An 18,787-nucleotide genomic window follows, 5' to 3' on the forward strand; every position below is an offset into this window, starting at 1 on the left:
CATCGGTTTGTCAAATTTAAGAGAGGATTGCAGCCAGAAATTAGCAATATCCAAGTTAGTAGCCCCGACAGGAATCGAACCTGTATCTGGAGTTTAGGAAACTCTTATTCTATCCATTGAACTACGGGGCCTGAAGTATTAAAAATTCAAAAATAGCGGATTACTGCTTTTTACCAAATCACTAATAATAGGTTTGATCTTTTAAATAATTAGGGAAAATAGTCAAATGCTTTTTTCTCACCTTTTCATAAATAGCATCTCTTAACTCAGCAATATTGATTTTCTTTTCCGCTGACACAAAAACAATATCATCGGAAGCACTTTTCCGATGCTTATGGTATTGCTTCATTGATTCAATAGGTGAATCCCCTTCTTCAGAAGGTTCCAGTAAGTCTACCTTGTTAAACACATAAATGGTTGGTTTATCATCTGCCCCTATGTCTTTCAATGTTTCTTTTACCACTTCAATGTGATCTTCATGGGCTGGATGAGCAACATCTACCACATGCAACAAAATATCAGCTTCTTTCACTTCTGCCAATGTTGACTTAAAAGACTCAATTAAATGGTGCGGCAGTTTTCGAATAAAACCAACGGTGTCAGACAAAAGAAATGGTATTGTATTGAATACCACCTTCCTAACAGTGGCATCTACCGTAGCAAATAGTTTGTCCTCTGCCTTTACATTACTTTTTGATAGTAAAGTCATAAGTGTTGATTTACCAACATTTGTATAACCAACTAATGCCACCCGAACAATTGTACCCCGCGATTTACGCTGAACGGCATTTTGTTTCTCTATTTTCTCAAGCCTTCCTTTTAAAACGTTGATTTGATTTCTGAGAATCCTTCTATCTGTTTCAATTTCCTTTTCACCAGCTCCACCTCGTGTTCCGGTACCCCCGCGCTGTCTTTCCAGGTGAGTCCACATTCTTGTTAATCGCGGCAGTAAATATTGATATCTCGCCAATTCCACCTGCGTTTTAGCCTGTGCCGTTTGTGCTCGTTGCAGGAAGATATCCAGTATCAATAAGCTTCGATCATAGATCTTCAACTTAACATCTCGCTCAAGATTTCTTAGCTGAGAGGGTGTAAGATCATCATCAAAAATTAGCACTTGAATATCATTAGATTTTGTAAAGGCTATTATTTCTTCAAGTTTTCCTTTGCCAACAAATGTTCTTATATCAGGCTTTTCTAACTTTTGTTTAAATATTTCAACGGTCTCTATCCCAGCAGTTTGCGCTAAAAAAGCCAGCTCAGAAAGATGCTCGTCTACAATTTCATCTAATGATTGTTTTTCATTAACAGAAACCAATACTGCCCTTTCCATCTCATTATGCTTTACTTTCTTACTCTTCATATATTGCTACCTTTTCTGTCGTATGTGCATGTAATATTTAACACAAAATTTATACTAGATCGGTTACTTTTCGATACCTTTGAACATTCACTTGTTGTATAGTTGGCAAATATACGCTTCTCTTAGAAGGTGCGCTGATGCCATTTGAACCTGATTGAACCGGCATTTATGAATATTGCTATTGTATTAAATACTTCCTGGAACGTTTACAATTTTAGAATGGGCCTTATTAAAGCCCTTCAAGAGCAAAACTACAAAGTTACTGTCATCGCTCCTAAAGATGAATATACTTCAAGGCTCATTGATGCAGGTTGTGATTATGAAGAAGTAAAGTTAGACAGTCGCGGGGCGAACGTAATAAAAGATATAGGGCTAATATTTGAGCTGGTTAAGATCTATCGCAAAGTAAAACCTGATGTAGTTTTACATTATACTATAAAGCCTAACATTTATGGCACTATGGCAGCAAAATGGCTGAATATTCCTGCCGTAAATAATGTGTGTGGCTTGGGAACAGTATTCTTGAAAAAGAATTTCGTTTCAAAGGTTGCTTCATGGATGTACAAGATATCTTTCAAATTCCCAAGAAAGGTATTCTTCCAAAATAATTACGATAAGAGATTATTTATTAAAAATGGTCTTGTTAAAGAAGGCATAAGTGATATCCTTCCCGGGTCCGGTATTGATTTAGAAAAGTTTAAAGCATCGGGAAATAAAAAGAGTGGACCTTTTACATTCTTACTTATCTCTCGATTAATCCATGATAAAGGAATTCTTGAATATATTAATGCAATTAAAATCCTAAAATCTGAAGGTCTGGATGCAAGATTTCAACTTTTAGGCCCTAAAGATCCTGAGCACAAAAGAGGTATTAAAAACGAAATTGTGGAAGAATGGATCAGTAGTAATACTGTAGAATACCTTGGCACGACAGATGATGTAAGAGAATTTATAAACAATGCTGATTGCGTTGTGCTACCTTCTTACCGAGAAGGTACTCCTAAATCACTTTTAGAGGCTGCCAGTTCTTGCAAACCAATTGTAACTACAAATGTTCCAGGCTGCAAAGATGTAGTTACTCATAATTACAATGGACTACTATGTAAGGTAAAAGACTCCAATGACCTGGCTTTAAAGATGAGAGAAATGTTCTCAAAAGATCAGTCGGAATTATCTTCTTTTGGTAAAAATGGCCGTACAAAAGTGGAGCAAGAATACAGTGAGAAAATTGTAATTGATAAATATTTGAAAACAATCAAATCCCTGGTCTCTTAAAGTTTTCAATTGATCACCTTCTTTTTAGCGCAGTGATGCGTATAATTGCTAAAACCTAATTTTTAGCAATCTCTTAACTATTACATGCGGCTTTTTCTGTTCATAATTATACCTACCATTATTGTTCTAAGCAGCAGTTGTGGTTCATATAAGCAGAATATATTATTAAAATCTGATAATAGCTCTGACTTTGTTAACAAGTTGTCTTCATCGGATAGCAACAGAATTATTGAGATTGGAGATTATCTGGAGCTAGAAGTTTTTACAAAATACGGGGAAAAAGTAATTGATCCTGACTATGAATTAGTTAGCGATAATTTGAATGCAGAGAAACTTCGACCTAAGCTCAAATACCTTGTTAGAAATGACGGTTCAGTAAAACTACCAATGGTTGGTGACGTATATCTTGAAGGTAAAAGCGTAAATAGTGCTGAGGAGTTTCTTCAAATGAAGTTTGAGACTTATTACCACCATCCTTTTGTAAAACTTAGAATTCTAAATAAGCGAGTAATAGTTTTAGGAGCTTCTGAAGGTCAGGTAGTGCCATTAGAAAATGAAAAAACCACTTTGGCAGAAGTGCTTGCATTATCACAAGGAATTACAAATAACTCCAAAGCTCATAATTTAAAAGTAGTAAGAGGCAGTGAAGTATTGCTTATAGACCTAACGACAATTGAAGGATTTCAAAATGGGAACATTTTAGTGGAACCAGGCGATGTTATATATATTGAGCCTATAAGGAGACCATTTACAGAGTTTATGCGCGATAATGGTCCTATTCTATCAGTAGCAACAAGTTTAATTTCATTAATAGCTGTTTTAATAAGTATCAATTAAAGTGGAAGCAGGTAATAAAGAAGAGTTTGAAGGAATTGATTTAGACAAGGCTATTTCTGTACTCAGAAAAAGTTGGGGCTGGATTATTTTAATTTTTCTACTTACCAATGTATCTGCCTACCTTGTTGTTAGATATACTAAGCCTTTATTCGAATCTTCCTCTGAATTAAAGTTAGATGTTGAGACGAATGCCACGGAACTAGGTCTTACCACTATTGGTGAAAACCAGAATCTTAATATTATCTCTGGTGAAATTGAACTTATAAAGTCAAAACTCTTCTTCAATAAAGTTATTGATGACTTTAATTTAGATGCTTTTTATTTTACTGAAGGAGATTTGCTTGATGATGAAAAATATAAGACCTCCCCTTTTAAAGTAGATTTTGAAGTTATTAATGAAAGCATTTATGACAAGAAAATACGCATTGAAATAATCGATTCTAATTCTTTCAAACTTTCTACTCCTGAAGAAAATAGTAATAAGGTTTATCAGTTTGGTCAGGTTATTAACACTAATAATGCCAATCTGATCATTAATAAAACGCCTTATTTCCTATCCAATAATGAGCGTTATCATTACTTTATTATAAATAGTCGATCGGCACTTATTGCATACATTGAAGACAACCTTTCGGTAGTTCCTCTTAATCTAAATGCAAATACAATTAAAATTAGTTTTCAGGATCATAATGCATCAAAGGCAAGAGATATTGTTAACGCTGTAGATAGTATTTATCTGAAATATACCAACGAAGAAAAGAACCTTGAAAACAAGCAAAAAATCAATTGGTTGAATGGTGAGCTTGCCAGCATAGAACGTCAATTAGAAGGTTTTGAAAGCTATTTTGAAAACTTTACCATTGACAACCGTACGAATGATCTCGATGCTGATTTAGAAAATACAATCAATTATATTAATAGGATTGATTCACAGAGATATGAACTTTCAAAAAAGATTAATAATGCACAAGGACTTTTAACCACCATAGAAAGTAATGAATCAGATGTTACACTTTTAGCTGGTTATGGATTTTCAAAAGAAGTTACCGCCATGCTCAACCAGTTAACAGAACTTATAGCTGAGTATGAAAGTCTAAAATTAAGTTATACAGAATCCACTTTTGCTTTAACCAGAAAAGAAAAAGAAATTCAGAATCTGCGTGCTACACTTAAAAAACAGGTTTCCAAGCTAATCACTGACTATGAGAACCGGACGAAAGAGCTAGAAAAACAAAAAGCACAATTACAAAGAAACTTTGTTGAGTTACCGGGCAAAAGCACAGAATTCAATAAAAAACAACGTTTTTTCAAACTTTACGAAGAGTTCTATCTATCATTAATGCAAAACAAGGCTGAGTACCAAATTGCTCAGGCAGGCACTACAACTAAGTTTAAGATACTAAGTGCAGCCACTTTGCCTACTAAACCAATTTCACCGGATAAGCTAATCATACATGGAATCGGATTTGTAGCCGGCTTAGTGTTTGCCTTCTTTTTCGTAGGCATCAGGTACTTACTTCATAACAAAATATCCACACCAGGAGAATTGGAGAGATTAACCGATGCTCCTATCCTTGGCTCCATTCCAGAGGAAAAATCCAAAATGCAACAGTCCATAATTATGGTGGACGAGCGCCCTAAATCAGCCATAAGTGAATCATTACGTTCTATTCGAACCAACATTGACTTCATGGTGAGCAAAAAACAGCAGCGAGTGATCTCTATAACCTCAACCATTGGTGGCGAAGGAAAAACATTTACAGCTGTTAATCTTGGAGCTATTATAGCCATGTCTAAGAAAAAGGTTTTAGTGCTTGATTTGGATATGAGAAAACCTCGGGTACACCTGTCATTTGGTGATGGCAACCCGAATATTGGTGTAAGCACAATCCTCATTGGAAACAATACCATAGACGAGTGCGTCATCAAATCAAGAATAGATAATTTGCATTACATCAATGCAGGGCCAACGCCTCCTAATCCATCGGAACTTCTTTTAAATGGAGAATTTGATGACTTACTCAATAAACTTAAACTCACCTATGACGTGATTATTTTAGACACGCCACCTGTGGGTCTGGTAACGGATGGTATTTTGGCAATGAAGAAGGCTGACTTGGCTATGTATGTAGTTCGCGCTAATTATTCAAAACGAAACTTCTTAAAAACACTGAACAGACTAGTATCTGTAAACCAATTCAAAAATATCGCTGTTATACTTAATGCCCTGCCACAGCTAAGATCTAATAACTATGGCTATGGGTACGGGTATTATGATAATTCAAATCCAAAATCTCAATCTGTACTAAATAAACTCTTTAAAAAGTAGTGTTTAACTTCTTTAGAAAAAAGTCAGATAAGCCCCTTCAAGATTTAACCACTGACCTCCATTCTCATTTGATTCCCGGGGTAGATGATGGTGTGCAGTCTATGGAGGAATCCATCGAGCTAATTCGTAGATTTTCTGATGCAGGTTATAAAAAGGTAATTACTACCCCGCACATCATGCACGACTTCTACAACAATAAGGAAGAAGATCTGATAAAAATACATGAAGATGTAAAAAGCAGAATTGCTCAAGAAAATATTGATATTACGTTGAAGTTGGCCGCTGAATATTATTTAGATGATCACTTGAACGATCGAATGAACGATCCTAGCGCTCAATTTTTGACTTTTGGTGCCAATTATTTGTTGTTTGAGACTTCATTTATGAATGAACCATTTTATTTGGCCGAATTCATCTTTAAAGCAAAATCAAGAGGTTTAAATCCTGTAATGGCGCACCCAGAAAGGTACAACTACTTACATAATGATTCTGATTTACTTCAAAAGTTGATCGATAGACAGGTTCTTTTTCAGCTTAATATAAATTCATTGAGTGGTTATTATTCCAAGCAGGTTAAGAAGTTTGCGCAAAAATTAATAGACGAGCAACTCATTCACTTTGCTGGTTCAGATTGCCATAATCAACTCCATTTCGACACCTTAGCCACTGCTAAATCCTCGAAATATTATACTAAATTGTTAGACCTCCCATTGCTAAATCAAAGCATATGATATTTGTAACTGGAGCAAACGGACTTTTGGGTAGCAAAATATGTAACATGCTTGTTGAAAATAAGCAGCAGGTATTAGCTCTGGTAAGAAAAAATAGTGATTTATCACTTCTCGAGAAAATTAGGGACAACATAACCATTTGCTATGGAGATATTTTATTTCCTGAAGAGTTTGAGGAGCGTTTGAATGAGGTAGATACGATTATTCATTGTGCTGCAGTGGTTTCTTTCCACAAGTCTGATAAAGAATTAATGGAAACTGTTAATGTCAATGGCACTTCCAATATGGTGAACTTAGCGCTTAGAAAAGGTATCAACTATTTCGTTCATGTCAGTTCTGTTGCAGCAATAGGAAGAATGGCTATGGCTGGCACAGTCACCGAAAACGATACATGGCAACATAGTAATTTGAATAGTAATTATGCGAAGAGCAAGTATTTAGCTGAGTTGGAAGTTTGGCGAGGGATTGAAGAGGGAATGAATGCTGTAATTATAAATCCATCTGTGATAATTTCTTCTGATGATCTTACCAGAAGTAGTGGCCAGTTATTTAATTACATTTTAGATGAAAACAAATTCTACCCAACTGGATCAATAAATTATGTTGATATAAGAGATGTGCTGAATGTAATTGGCAAACTACTGAATCAAAGAAAAACGAATGAACGTTATATTCTTAATGGCGGTTTAGTGAAGTACAAAACCCTTTTCGAAGAAATAGCGAAGCGTTTAAATAAAAAGCCTCCTTCTATAAAATCCAATGACCTTTTGGTGAAAGTAGGTCTTCTGCTAGAAAGAGTTAAATGCTTTTTTAGTGGCAACAAGCCATTAATTACGAAAGAAACGGCTCAAATGAGTAAAAGCGAAATTTACTTTTCTAATGAAAAAGTAAAGCAAGAATTAAACTATACCTTTGCACCATTAGCTGACACACTTGATTGGACTTGCAACCAAATCAAGAATAAAAATAATTAGAGAATTTCCTACAGTTACTATCTCATTAAAGGAAATTTTTCGTTAAATTGATTAAACTTTCAAACTTTCTTAATGGCTAAAAATTTCAAGAAAAAGAAAGAAGAAGATGAACTCGTAAAGCGCTTTGAGGAATATCAAAAAAATATAGCGTCTCACTTCTTTGAGCTAGACAATTTTGAGCATATAATCAATTACTATCAGGATCATGGCAGGTATAATCAGGCGCTTGCTGCTGTAGGTATCGCACAAGAACAATACCCCTATTCTATTGAATTACTGATTACAAAATCTCAAATTCTATCGAATTTAGAGCGATATGATGAAGCTCTTGAATTATTAGAAACGGCACAATCGTATCAACCGAATGACGGAGAAATATTCCTGATGAAGGGTTCTATCCTATCGCTTTTAGGTAAGTATGAGGATGCGATTGAAAATTATGAAAGTGCTTTAACGTTTTCGGAAGAGAAAGATGAAGCCTATTACAGCTTGGGCTTAGCACACCAAAGCCTTGAAAACTATGACGAGGCCATTGAAGCTTATAAAAACGCAATAGAAGAGAACATCTACCATGACGGTGCTCTTTATGAACTGGCTTATTGTTTAGATGTTTGTGGGGAATTAGAAAGCAGTATCGACTATTATAAAAAGTTTATCGATGCAGATCCCTATTCACAAGCTGCGTGGTATAATCTTGGTATAGTTTATAACAAGCTGGGCCGGTATGAAGAGGCACTTTCTGCATATGAATTTGCCATTGCAATCGAGGAAAACTTCTCCTCTGCCTATTACAATATGGGTAATACCTATATGCAGACTGAGAAGTTCACAAAGGCCTTAGATTCTTATAAATCAACTATCGACATTGAGGGACCAAGTGCTGAGGTATATTGCCAAATGGCAAAAGCATATGAAAACCTTGAGCAATACGAACTAGGACTTAAATATTTCCAAAAAGCAACTAAACTGGATAACCTTTATGGCGAAGCATGGTTTGGTGCTGGCCACTGCCTTGAAATGCAACAAAAGTGGTATCAATCACTGCATTTTTATAATAAGGCACTAAAGCTTGATTATGAGAACTCGTCTTATTGGAAAGCTGTTGCTAAAGCTGAATTCAACATTGGAAATATTGTTTCGAGCATAGATGCCTATGAAGAAGCGAGTATGCTCAGCCCTGAGGATAAAGAAATTTGGTTAAACTGGTCATATATTTATTACGATCAGGGAGAATATGACAAAGCTATTGACCTGATAATCAATGGCTTAGAAGAACTTCCTGACGAGTCTGACTACTTCTATAGAATTACTGCATACCTTATTGCAGCAGGCAAATACAAAGAAGCCTTTAATTATTTAGAAAATGCACTAATTTTGGACTTCGAAAATCATGTGGTGCTCTTTGATTTCTTTCCACAGTTAGAAACTCAGAAGGCACTGTACAAAATAATTGACCAATTTAGAAAAGACAATTCCTAATGAATTATACTTTGAACAATATACCTGAGCGCACCAAGAAGCCCAGGCAGTTCGGATTTACTATGGCCATGGATAAAGGCCTTAGCTTAAGAGAAGTTGAAGATTTTATAGAGGTAAGTGGCGACTATGTAGACATAGTAAAATTTGGTTGGGCTACTTCGTACGTGACGCCTAATTTGAAAGATAAAATTAAGCTTTATAAGGATGCAGGTATTCCTGTTTACTTTGGCGGCACTTTGTTCGAGGCATTCATTGTAAGAAATCAATTTGACGATTACAGAAAAGTACTGGATAAGTACGACCTGTCTTACGCTGAAGTATCTGACGGATCAATTGAATTAGATCACGATAAAAAATGCGATTACATCAGCAAACTTTCTGAACAAGTAACTGTATTATCAGAGGTTGGTTCTAAAGATGAAGAGAAAATCATTCCTCCTTATCAGTGGATAAGTTTAATGCAAGCTGAATTAGATGCCGGAGCGTGGAAAGTTATTGGCGAAGCTCGCGAAGGTGGTAATGTTGGTCTATTTAGATCCTCCGGTGAAGTAAGATCAGGTCTGGTTCAGGAAATATTAACGAAAATTCCTTTCGAAAAAATTATCTGGGAAGCCCCACAAAAAGCACAGCAGGTTTGGTTTATAAAGCTTTTAGGTTGCAATGTAAACATGGGCAATATTGCTCCTAATGAGGTTATTCCATTAGAAACTATCCGTTTAGGATTAAGAGGCGATACATTCAGTCACTTCTTAAAAATGACAAAAGATAATTAGCCCTTTTCGCAGTGAGTAAATTTAAGACACAGCTATTGACTTACCTCAAAGGCATGGCAATGGGTGGTGCCGATGTTGTTCCGGGAGTTTCTGGTGGAACCATTGCGTTTATCACAGGAATTTACACTGAGCTTTTAGACTCAATAAAATCCATCAATGGAGAATCATTGGGCCTGCTTTTCAAATTCAAATTAGCTGATTTTTGGAAGTCCGTTAATGGCAAATTTTTACTCCCACTTTTTTTAGGTGTACTCACCAGTTTATTATCACTAGCTAAAATACTCAAGTACCTACTTGAAAATGAGGCTATTTCAATATGGTCATTCTTTTTTGGCCTTATTGTTGTTTCATCACTTTTGGTTTTAAGAGAGATCAAGAAATGGAATGTGAGTGTTATTGCCTCCATGCTGGTTGGCGTAGCAATAGCCTATTGGATAACCATAACATCCCCGGCAGAAACAACTGAGGCATATTGGTTTATTTTTCTTTCTGGCTGCATTGCCATCTGTGCAATGATACTTCCGGGCATTTCGGGTGCATTTATCTTATTGATATTAGGAAAATACGAGTTTATCATTCAGGCGGTAACGGAACGAGATTTATTAGTGATAGGTGTTTTTGCGCTTGGTTGTATCGTTGGCCTTTTGTCATTCGCCAGAGCAGTTTCCTGGTTGTTAAAAAACTATCATGATCTGGCCGTTGCGCTACTTTCAGGCTTTATGATTGGCTCACTAAACAAAGTGTGGCCATGGAAAATTGCTTTAGCTTTCAGAATCAATAGTGAAGGACACCAAGTTGCTACCATTACAAAAAATGTTTTGCCAGGGGAGTTTTTAAGATCAACTGGTGAATATCCAATGGTTTTACAAGCAATTCTTTTTATGGCTCTGGGTATCCTAATAGTAGTAGTAATTGAAAAGATTGCACATCGTAAGATTGTAAACTGATATGACAAGGTTTGGCCTCATCGGAAAAACGCTCTCACACTCCTTCTCCCAAAAATACTTCACTCAAAAATTTCAAGAGCTCGGATTAAAAGATCATCAATACGATCTTTTTGAATTAAGTACCATTTCGGAAGTCGAAAAAATATTTAAGCTTAGCGAACTAAAGGGTTTAAATGTTACCGTACCTTACAAGCAAAGTGTTCTCCCTTATTTAAATCAGTTGGATGATACTGCACAAAAAGTAGGGGCAGTTAATGTGATCAAGCTTGAGAAAGGTAGAAAAATAGGATTTAATTCTGACTATTTAGGTTTTAAGAAATCATTAGAACAATGGCTACCGCAACCATTCAGAAATACTGCACTGGTCTTGGGTACCGGAGGTGCATCAAAAGCCGTTGAGTGTTCATTAAAAGATTTAGGAATTGACTATCAACTAGTATCCAGAAATCCCAGTGAATCGCAGATATCATATGAATATGTGAATGAGTTAATTCACAAAACCAAGCTAATTATCAATACAACTCCCTTAGGTATGGCACCTGAAATTGATAATTGTCCGGACTTAGATTATAATCAAATTACATCTGAACATTACCTCTACGACCTCGTTTACAATCCAGAAGAAACACTCTTTTTAGCTAAAGGAAAATCAAAAGGAGCTTCTATCAAAAACGGCCTCGAAATGTTACATTTACAAGCAGAGGAATCTTGGAAAATCTGGAATAAATAAAGCATGGAATTTAAACTTACAAGTGAATATGAGCCAACAGGTGATCAACCAAAAGCCATAAAAGAACTTGTTAAAGGTATTGAAGAAGGCGAGTTAAATCAAACATTATTAGGTGCAACTGGTACGGGAAAAACCTTTACCATGGCCAATGTAATTGCCAAAACAGGTAAGCCTACTTTAATATTAAGTCATAATAAAACCCTGGCGGCTCAGCTGTATGGAGAGTTTAAAAACTTCTTCCCGGAAAATGCGGTTGAATATTTCATTTCCTACTATGACTATTACCAACCAGAGGCATTTATACCAAATTCAGGATTGTATATAGAAAAAGATCTTTCTATTAATGATGAAATAGAAAAGCTACGGTTAAGTGCTACCTCATCATTGCTTACAGGCAGAAGAGATATAATAGTAGTTGCCTCAGTTTCTTGTATTTACGGTATAGGTAACCCGGAAGAATTTGGGAAAAACATAGTAAAACTGCGCGTAGGAGAAACCATCGCTCGTAATAAATTATTATTCGCTCTTGTTGACATTCTTTACAGCCGAACAGAAGGTGAATTTAAAAGAGGTACATTTCGTGTGAAGGGAGATACTGTGGACATCTTCGTTGCCTATGGAGACTTTGCTTACCGTGTCATTTTTTGGGGTGATGATATTGAATCCATTCAACAAATTGACCCGCAGTCAGGAAAGAAAATCAGTGATGAAACCGCTGTAACAGTCTTTCCAGCAAACTTATTTGTAACAGGCAAAGAATTACTACACACTGCCATCCATGAAATTCAGGATGACATGGTGGAGCAGGTAAATTACTTTGAATCTGAACAGCGGCATCTTGAAGCCAAGCGCTTAAAAGAGCGTACTGAATTTGACATTGAGATGATGCGTGAGCTTGGATATTGCTCAGGAGTTGAGAATTACTCCAGATATTTTGACAGACGACAAGCAGGTGCTCGCCCTTTCTGCTTGCTTGATTATTTTCCGGATGATTATTTAATGATCATTGATGAAAGCCATGTGACCATTCCACAGGTACGAGCAATGTGGGGTGGCGACCGTTCAAGAAAAGTAAATTTAGTTGATTATGGGTTTAGACTTCCATCAGCACTTGATAATCGGCCACTTACTTTTAATGAGTTCGAAGGGCTATTGAATCAAACCATTTATGTGAGTGCAACTCCTGCTGAGTATGAATTACGAAAATCAGAAGGGATCATCGTAGAGCAGGTCATACGCCCTACTGGCCTTCTAGACCCTGAGATTGATGTGCGGCCAAGCACCAATCAAATTGATGATTTACTGGAGGAGATTGATGAGCGAGTGAAGAAAGAAGAACGCGTTCTTATAACCACACTTACAAAGAGAATGGCTGAAGAGCTCACTAAGTATCTTGAACGAGTAAATATAAAATGTCGATACATTCACAGCGAAGTAGATACGCTGGATAGAGTTGAAATTTTACGCGAATTAAGATTGGGAGTATTTGATGTGTTGGTGGGCGTTAACCTGCTAAGGGAAGGACTTGATTTACCAGAGGTTTCTCTGGTTGCCATTATTGATGCCGATAAAGAAGGATTTTTAAGAAATGAGCGTTCGTTAATTCAAACAATAGGTAGAGCAGCACGTAACTCCAACGGTCGTGTAATTATGTATGCTGATAAAGTAACTGGTTCAATGCAGCAGGCTATTGATGAGACCAATAGAAGAAGAAGCTTGCAGATTGCTTATAATGAAAAACATGGCATTACTCCTACTACTATCATTCGTTCAAAAGATGCAATTCTAAAACAAACGAAGGTTGCCGATAGAAAGGCCTCTTCAGCCAAATATTATATCGAAGAGGAACAATCCATTGCCGCAGATCCGGTCGTTTCATACATGGATAAAAAAGGCTTAGAGAAAATGATAGCCAACACCCAAAAATCGATGGAAAAAGCTGCTAAAGAATTAAACTTTATGGAAGCTGCCAGACTACGAGATGAAATGCTTGAGCTGAAGAAATTGTTAGAGGAAAAGGAATAAGATCAAATTATACTCAACACAATTTAAAATAATGCGTTGAATTATAGTTAAACGATTGATTTATGAATTCAAGATCTCTTTTTATAATCGTATTGGCTTCAAGTATGATTGGCGCTATGCTATCCGCAGCCATTGTATTGACCTATGTTCAAAACAATCAGAGCTATAATTACTCGTCCATCTCAAACCGTCAGGACCAATTAGTTAGCAATGTTAGCTATTCTGATACTGCCTTCGCAATACCTCAAGGGCTTAATTTCGTTTCGGCAGCCAATAAGGTTACACAGTCTGTGGTACATATCAGATCGGTATATAGTGGTGGAGCTAGCAGCTTTAATGCATTAGAAGGTTTTTTTCGTGGACCTGCACAGTCTTCAGGTTCAGGTGTTATTTTAACTGATGATGGTTTTATTGTTACCAATAACCACGTTATAGATGATGCCAGTGAAATTGAAGTGGTTCTTCAGGATAACAGAAGCTATTTTGGGAAGCTAGTGGGTAAAGACCCAACTACTGATCTTGCCTTAATTAAAATTGAAGAAACTAACCTGCCGTATTTAAGCTACGGCAATTCAGATAATATTAAAACAGGAGAATGGGTATTAGCCGTAGGCAATCCTTTTGATTTAAATTCTACAGTTACTGCGGGTATTGTAAGTGCTAAAGCCAGGAATATAGGAATACTTAGAGATAGAAATAATTTACAAATTGAGTCATTTATACAAACCGATGCTGCAGTAAACCCAGGTAATAGTGGTGGTGCTCTAGTAAACTTAAAGGGAGAGTTAGTGGGGATTAATACTGCCATTGCAACACCTAATGGTAGTTATGCCGGTTATTCGTTTGCTGTACCAGTAACTCTGGTTAAAAAAGTAATGGACGACCTTCTGGAGTATGGAGAAGTGCAAAGAGGGTTATTAGGAATCCGAATTGGTGATGTAACGGCCCGTTTAGCTGAAGCCAGAGGCCTGGACGTTGTTAATGGCGTTTTTGTAAGTTATGTTAATGAAAACAGCTCTGCTGAAGAGGCAGGAATAGAACAAGGCGATGTGATCGTAGGCATCAATGAAATGGAGGTTACTAATGTCTCTGAATTACAGGAATTAGTAGCTCGTAATCGTCCGGGTGATGAAGTAAAAGTTACCTACATACGAGGAGGGGAACGTAAAAGCGTGAAAGCTATTCTTAGAAATACTTCCGGTACTACCGACCTGATTTCCAAAACCTATAACCCTGAATTAGGGGGTGCAGTATTTGAAGAATTAAATAATGATGAAATGGCCTCGTTACAGCTTAATGGAGGCGTGAAAGCCACCGAAGTGAATGACGGTAAATGGAAAGAGTCAGGATTAAAAGAAGGATTCATCATCACTAAAATTGACAAAGTAGATATTGTTGATTTGGCCGACTTACACTTGGTATTAGAAAATAAGAAAGGTGGAATTCTTGTAGAAGGTATTACACCCACTGGCGACCCGGGAGTTTTAGGTGTAGATTGGTAAAAGTTATGATACAAACGATTGAAAGGAGGCAATAGCCTCCTTTTTTATTTCCTATAGACTGCCTCCTTAAGTTAAATTTTATAGCTTTGCAGCCTGATAAATTAACGTAATTATGAGTAACAAATTTGGTATTGCTGAAGCCCTAAAGGCCCTAGAAATAAAAGACATTAATTCAGGTACATCCACCGGGTCAAACTGGTTGGCAAATAAAGGAGAAGAGATTGCCTCTTACTCTCCTGTTGATGGTGCATTGATCGGAAAAGTAGTGGCAACTACTCCTGAACAATACGAAGAAGTTGTAAGTAAAGCAGCCGAGGCGTTTAAATCATGGAGGTTAATACCTGCACCAAAGAGAGGTGAAGTAGTTCGCCAGATTGGTGAAGAATTAAGAAAATATAAAGAGCCATTAGGAAAGTTAGTTTCCTATGAAATGGGTAAATCGTATCAGGAAGGCTTAGGAGAAGTTCAGGAAATGATAGACATCTGTGATTTTGCTGTGGGTTTATCCCGTCAGCTTCACGGACTTACCATGCACTCTGAAAGACCAAGCCATAGAATGTATGAGCAATATCACCCATTAGGAATCGTGGGTATAATCTCAGCATTCAATTTCCCTGTAGCCGTATGGTCTTGGAATACGATGCTGGCCTGGGTTTGTGGTGATGTTTGTATCTGGAAGCCCTCTGAAAAAACTCCATTGTGTAGTATCGCTTGTCAAAATATCATTAACAAAGTATTTGCTAAGAATGATGTGCCAGAAGGCGTTTCATGCATAGTAAATGGCGATTATCAAATAGGCGAACTCATGTCAAATGACAAAAGAGTTCCTTTGGTATCAGCTACTGGCTCAACAAGAATGGGTAAGAAAGTAGGCGCAGCCGTAGGTGCTCGTTTAGGAAGAGCTTTACTAGAGCTTGGTGGCAATAATGCAATCATCATCACAGAAAATGCTGATTTAGATGTAGCTATCACCGGAGCATTATTTGGTGCTGTTGGTACGTGTGGTCAGAGATGTACTTCTACCAGAAGATTGATCATCCACGAAAGTAAATTTGAAGAAGTTAAAAATAAATTAACCAACGCTTACGGACAGTTAAGAATCGGTAATCCATTGGATGAAAAGAACCATGTAGGCCCACTTATCGATAAGGATGCTGTTAAAATGTATGAGCATGCCATTGAAGAAATTAAGAAACAGGGCGGATCTATTTTAGTAGAAGGTGGTGTGCTAACTGGCGAAGGCTATGAGTCAGGTTGCTATGTAAAACCAGTAATTGCAGAAGCTTCTAACGATTTGCAAATCGTACAGCATGAGACATTTGCTCCCATTCTGTACTTAATGAAATACAGCACAATCGATGAGGCCATTGAAATTCAAAACGGTGTGGTGCAAGGTTTATCTTCAGCTATTATGACAACCAATATGCGCGAAGCTGAGAGCTTCTTATCTCACGCAGGCTCTGACTGTGGAATAGCCAATGTAAACATCGGAACATCAGGTGCTGAAATTGGTGGTGCATTTGGTGGTGAAAAAGAAACTGGTGGTGGACGCGAGTCTGGATCAGATGCGTGGAAAGTGTATATGCGTAGACAAACCAATACGATCAATTATGGAAAAGACCTGCCATTAGCGCAAGGAATTAAGTTCGATCTGTAATAGATTATGAAGAATAAAAGGATAAAGGGGTACTATGAAGATAGTATCCCTTTCTTTTTTGTAATCGCCTAATTAGAATTATATTTAGTGGAGAATTCAATTGAAAAAGTATGTCTAAAAAATTTCACTCAGTAATGCTAATAGATGATAATGAGATCGATAATCTCATTAATCAAAAAATGATCGAAGCTTCGGACATTGCAGAGCATATTTACACGCATACAGGTGCCAAAAGCGCCATTGAATTTCTTAAAAATATCAGTAAGCTGCCCGAGGTTTCAATGAGTGTGTTACCAGAAGTGATTTTTCTTGATATTGATATGCCTCTGATGGACGGTTTTCAATTTTTAGATGAGTTTGAAAAACTTTCTGACCAAACCCGAAGCAAGTGTAAGATTGTGATGCTCACCTCTTCCATCAACCCACAGGACGTAAATAAATCGAAGAAATACTCTTACGTTAAGAAGTATATTAACAAGCCGCTATCGCAGGAGAATCTGGAAAAACTGGATATTTAAACAATTACTTTATTAGCAATTCTCTCGACAAAGTCGCCCTTGAATTTGATAAGTAGTGAAGGCGAAAAGAATGGAGTCTTCACCTCTCCTATTTTCTCTACCATACTGTTCAGCTTATCAATCTTATTCTTCTTCACATCGCTTATCGCTGTTTTCAGAATTTTGGTAAATAAGATGATGTGCTCACAGTTTTCTTTGCCTAATAGTCGTATCTGACGCTGAATACTGTTGATCAGTTGGTTAAACAACTCAAAATCGTGAAGCATACAATATTGTACTGCAAGCACTAGTTTAATCTCCAATTGGATATAGGGGTATTTCTTTAGACTTACCTCGTTTAACAGGTTGTTGATCCACTTACTTGATTCTTCATATTTACCCACATAATACGCTGAAATGGCTCTATACATGGTATACACCAGGAAAGTAGGCGCATCTAATTTATCCACTTCAAAATCTTGATAAGCACCTTCATTTTCCTCATACATAGCCTGCTCGGTTCCCATTCTTAAATGACGATTCATTTTAGTTACAAGAAACTGGGCCGGAAACGTGTATAGGTTATAGTTGGTAAGTAAGTTATCCGCAGCATCATTTACTTCTTCGTAAAAGTGTTCTGCTTTTCTATATACTTTATAATGATTGTAGTATTCGAGTTTTAAAAACTCAAAAACCAAATTGAGATGATAATAGATTGAGTCTAGCTGATACTGGTTAAATATCTTAGCTACGTTATCGAGTATATCTTCTATCGGTTCTTCACCATCATCCATTGACTCTTCCTGATCCACAAAAAGCCTATGAAAAATGATGATACAACTTTGATATACATACAATCTGTGAGACTCATACAATGCCGCTACGTTCTTCATTTCCTTCAACAGAAGATCTAAGCCCATCTTATCGGTGTCATCACCTGACAGCGCGTATTCACCATATTTTTTAAAGTATTCAGCTAACAAATCTTCGGCCTTATCCACAGCCAACATGTAAGCTACATGGCGGTTATACAGCTGAGAATAGTTAAAATAGTCCGGTGAATGTAAATGAAGTTTTTTTAATGATTTATAAACTACAGTAAGTTCATTGGAAAGATCATAATCCAACAATTCCTTTTCGAGCTTCTTAAGTGTAGCAGTGGCAATGGCTTTTTTCTTTGTGAAAATGATTTCATTGATGTTTGCTACCTTCTTAAGAATATCAGTTCTGGGGCTCTCCATTTGCTGAAGGAGGTGCTCCTCAATTTTCTGATTCAACCTTGAACGGAGCGTATAATAAGCATTTGTGTTTACTTCCAGCTCGTTCATAATTTTATTATCAGAGAGCTGGCGCTCACGCATAGCCTGAAGTAAATAAGCTGATTTTTCAGCATTACTTTCAATTAAAGAAGTATAAATAGCTTCGTAATCTTTGGCAGAAAGCTGCTTGATTATGTTTTTTAATTTAGCCATCTACAGTTGCCTATTATGATTTAGTTGGTTCTTGACTTTGAAATTAGCTACTTAATTGAAAAGATAGTAAATAATGGGCAGAAATTTAACTCGTGTAAAGCGGGAGACAAAAAAAGGAGCTTTTAGATTTAATTAATAGTCAATACTGGGGCGATAGGACGTGGCAGTCTCTTAGTTAGAACCAACTACCTCAACT

Annotated in this window: 15 protein-coding genes and 1 tRNA gene; 13 read left to right on the forward strand and 3 right to left on the reverse strand. The window is 36.8% G+C overall.

Annotation, left to right across the window (positions count from 1 at the left end; genetic code table 11):
- Positions 1-59 precede the first annotated feature (59 nt).
- A tRNA-Arg gene (locus JR347_RS17785) sits at positions 60-131 on the reverse strand.
- 50 nt (positions 132-181) lie between these two features.
- Positions 182-1,363, reverse strand: a complete 1,182-nt coding sequence (hflX, locus tag JR347_RS17790) for a GTPase HflX (RefSeq protein WP_205721919.1) — start codon at positions 1,361-1,363, stop codon at positions 182-184.
- A 168-nt stretch (positions 1,364-1,531) separates the two neighbouring features.
- Here hflX and JR347_RS17795 point away from each other — a divergent pair, with 168 nt between their 5' ends.
- The 13 genes from JR347_RS17795 to JR347_RS17855 all read left to right on the forward strand — a co-directional run bounded on the left by JR347_RS17795 (position 1,532) and on the right by JR347_RS17855 (position 17,140).
- A complete protein-coding gene (locus JR347_RS17795) occupies positions 1,532-2,638 on the forward strand; it encodes a glycosyltransferase family 4 protein (RefSeq protein ID WP_205721920.1) in 1,107 nt (368 codons plus the stop codon).
- 84 nt (positions 2,639-2,722) lie between these two features.
- A complete protein-coding gene (locus JR347_RS17800) occupies positions 2,723-3,475 on the forward strand; it encodes a polysaccharide biosynthesis/export family protein (RefSeq protein ID WP_205721921.1) in 753 nt (250 codons plus the stop codon).
- A 1-nt stretch (position 3,476) separates the two neighbouring features.
- Entirely contained in the window at positions 3,477-5,804 is a 2,328-nt protein-coding gene (locus JR347_RS17805; protein WP_205721922.1) for a GumC family protein, read from the forward strand.
- Positions 5,804-6,535, forward strand: coding sequence for a tyrosine-protein phosphatase (locus JR347_RS17810; RefSeq protein ID WP_205721923.1), 732 nt, complete (start codon positions 5,804-5,806; stop codon positions 6,533-6,535). The genes JR347_RS17805 and JR347_RS17810 overlap by 1 nt, the downstream gene beginning before the upstream one ends.
- Positions 6,532-7,509 (forward strand): SDR family oxidoreductase, encoded by a 978-nt coding sequence (locus JR347_RS17815; RefSeq protein WP_205721924.1) that lies wholly within the window; start codon positions 6,532-6,534, stop codon positions 7,507-7,509. Before JR347_RS17810 ends, JR347_RS17815 begins: the two co-directional genes overlap by 4 nt.
- Positions 7,510-7,581: 72 nt before the next feature.
- The gene (locus tag JR347_RS17820) at positions 7,582-8,988 is read left to right on the forward strand and encodes a tetratricopeptide repeat protein (RefSeq protein WP_205721925.1); all 1,407 of its coding nucleotides are present in this window, start codon (positions 7,582-7,584) and stop codon (positions 8,986-8,988) included.
- The gene (locus tag JR347_RS17825) at positions 8,988-9,761 is read left to right on the forward strand and encodes a phosphosulfolactate synthase (protein ID WP_205721926.1); all 774 of its coding nucleotides are present in this window, start codon (positions 8,988-8,990) and stop codon (positions 9,759-9,761) included. The genes JR347_RS17820 and JR347_RS17825 overlap by 1 nt, the downstream gene beginning before the upstream one ends.
- A gap of 11 nt (positions 9,762-9,772) precedes the next feature.
- Positions 9,773-10,708 carry a DUF368 domain-containing protein gene (locus JR347_RS17830; RefSeq protein ID WP_235689713.1) on the forward strand — a complete coding sequence of 312 codons (936 nt, stop codon included), beginning with the start codon at positions 9,773-9,775 and terminating at the stop codon, positions 10,706-10,708.
- A 1-nt stretch (position 10,709) separates the two neighbouring features.
- Positions 10,710-11,438: a shikimate dehydrogenase family protein gene (locus tag JR347_RS17835; protein WP_205721927.1), complete on the forward strand. Its 729-nt coding sequence runs from the start codon at positions 10,710-10,712 to the stop codon at positions 11,436-11,438.
- A 3-nt stretch (positions 11,439-11,441) separates the two neighbouring features.
- Positions 11,442-13,463 carry an excinuclease ABC subunit UvrB gene (gene uvrB, locus JR347_RS17840; RefSeq protein WP_205721928.1) on the forward strand — a complete coding sequence of 674 codons (2,022 nt, stop codon included), beginning with the start codon at positions 11,442-11,444 and terminating at the stop codon, positions 13,461-13,463.
- A gap of 62 nt (positions 13,464-13,525) precedes the next feature.
- On the forward strand, positions 13,526-14,965 hold the full coding sequence (locus JR347_RS17845; RefSeq protein WP_205721929.1) for a trypsin-like peptidase domain-containing protein: 1,440 nt from the start codon (positions 13,526-13,528) through the stop codon (positions 14,963-14,965).
- Between the two features lie 112 nt (positions 14,966-15,077).
- Complete coding sequence (amaB, locus tag JR347_RS17850; RefSeq protein WP_205721930.1) at positions 15,078-16,622, forward strand: L-piperidine-6-carboxylate dehydrogenase; 1,545 nt, start codon at positions 15,078-15,080, stop codon at positions 16,620-16,622.
- A gap of 110 nt (positions 16,623-16,732) precedes the next feature.
- On the forward strand, positions 16,733-17,140 hold the full coding sequence (locus JR347_RS17855; protein ID WP_205721931.1) for a response regulator: 408 nt from the start codon (positions 16,733-16,735) through the stop codon (positions 17,138-17,140).
- Here JR347_RS17855 and JR347_RS17860 read toward each other — a convergent pair.
- Entirely contained in the window at positions 17,137-18,591 is a 1,455-nt protein-coding gene (locus JR347_RS17860) for a hypothetical protein (protein WP_205721932.1), read from the reverse strand. The two genes, JR347_RS17855 and JR347_RS17860, sit on opposite strands and share 4 nt — an antisense overlap.
- Positions 18,592-18,787 lie beyond the last annotated feature (196 nt).

The sequence above is a fragment of the Fulvivirga lutea genome (assembly GCF_017068455.1).
GTDB lineage: Bacteria > Bacteroidota > Bacteroidia > Cytophagales > Cyclobacteriaceae > Fulvivirga > Fulvivirga lutea.

Excerpts from the sequence above, each read along its gene's own strand:
- hflX (WP_205721919.1), bottom strand. The coding sequence starts at position 1,363 with ATGAAGAGTAAGAAAGTAAAGCATAATGAGATGGAAAGGGCAGTATTG.
- JR347_RS17795 (WP_205721920.1), top strand. The coding sequence starts at position 1,532 with ATGAATATTGCTATTGTATTAAATACTTCCTGGAACGTTTACAATTTT.
- JR347_RS17800 (WP_205721921.1), top strand. The coding sequence starts at position 2,723 with ATGCGGCTTTTTCTGTTCATAATTATACCTACCATTATTGTTCTAAGC.
- JR347_RS17815 (WP_205721924.1), top strand. The coding sequence starts at position 6,532 with ATGATATTTGTAACTGGAGCAAACGGACTTTTGGGTAGCAAAATATGT.
- JR347_RS17820 (WP_205721925.1), top strand. The coding sequence starts at position 7,582 with ATGGCTAAAAATTTCAAGAAAAAGAAAGAAGAAGATGAACTCGTAAAG.
- JR347_RS17825 (WP_205721926.1), top strand. The coding sequence starts at position 8,988 with ATGAATTATACTTTGAACAATATACCTGAGCGCACCAAGAAGCCCAGG.
- JR347_RS17835 (WP_205721927.1), top strand. The coding sequence starts at position 10,710 with ATGACAAGGTTTGGCCTCATCGGAAAAACGCTCTCACACTCCTTCTCC.
- uvrB (WP_205721928.1), top strand. The coding sequence starts at position 11,442 with ATGGAATTTAAACTTACAAGTGAATATGAGCCAACAGGTGATCAACCA.
- JR347_RS17845 (WP_205721929.1), top strand. The coding sequence starts at position 13,526 with ATGAATTCAAGATCTCTTTTTATAATCGTATTGGCTTCAAGTATGATT.
- amaB (WP_205721930.1), top strand. The coding sequence starts at position 15,078 with ATGAGTAACAAATTTGGTATTGCTGAAGCCCTAAAGGCCCTAGAAATA.
- JR347_RS17855 (WP_205721931.1), top strand. The coding sequence starts at position 16,733 with ATGTCTAAAAAATTTCACTCAGTAATGCTAATAGATGATAATGAGATC.
- JR347_RS17860 (WP_205721932.1), bottom strand. The coding sequence starts at position 18,591 with ATGGCTAAATTAAAAAACATAATCAAGCAGCTTTCTGCCAAAGATTAC.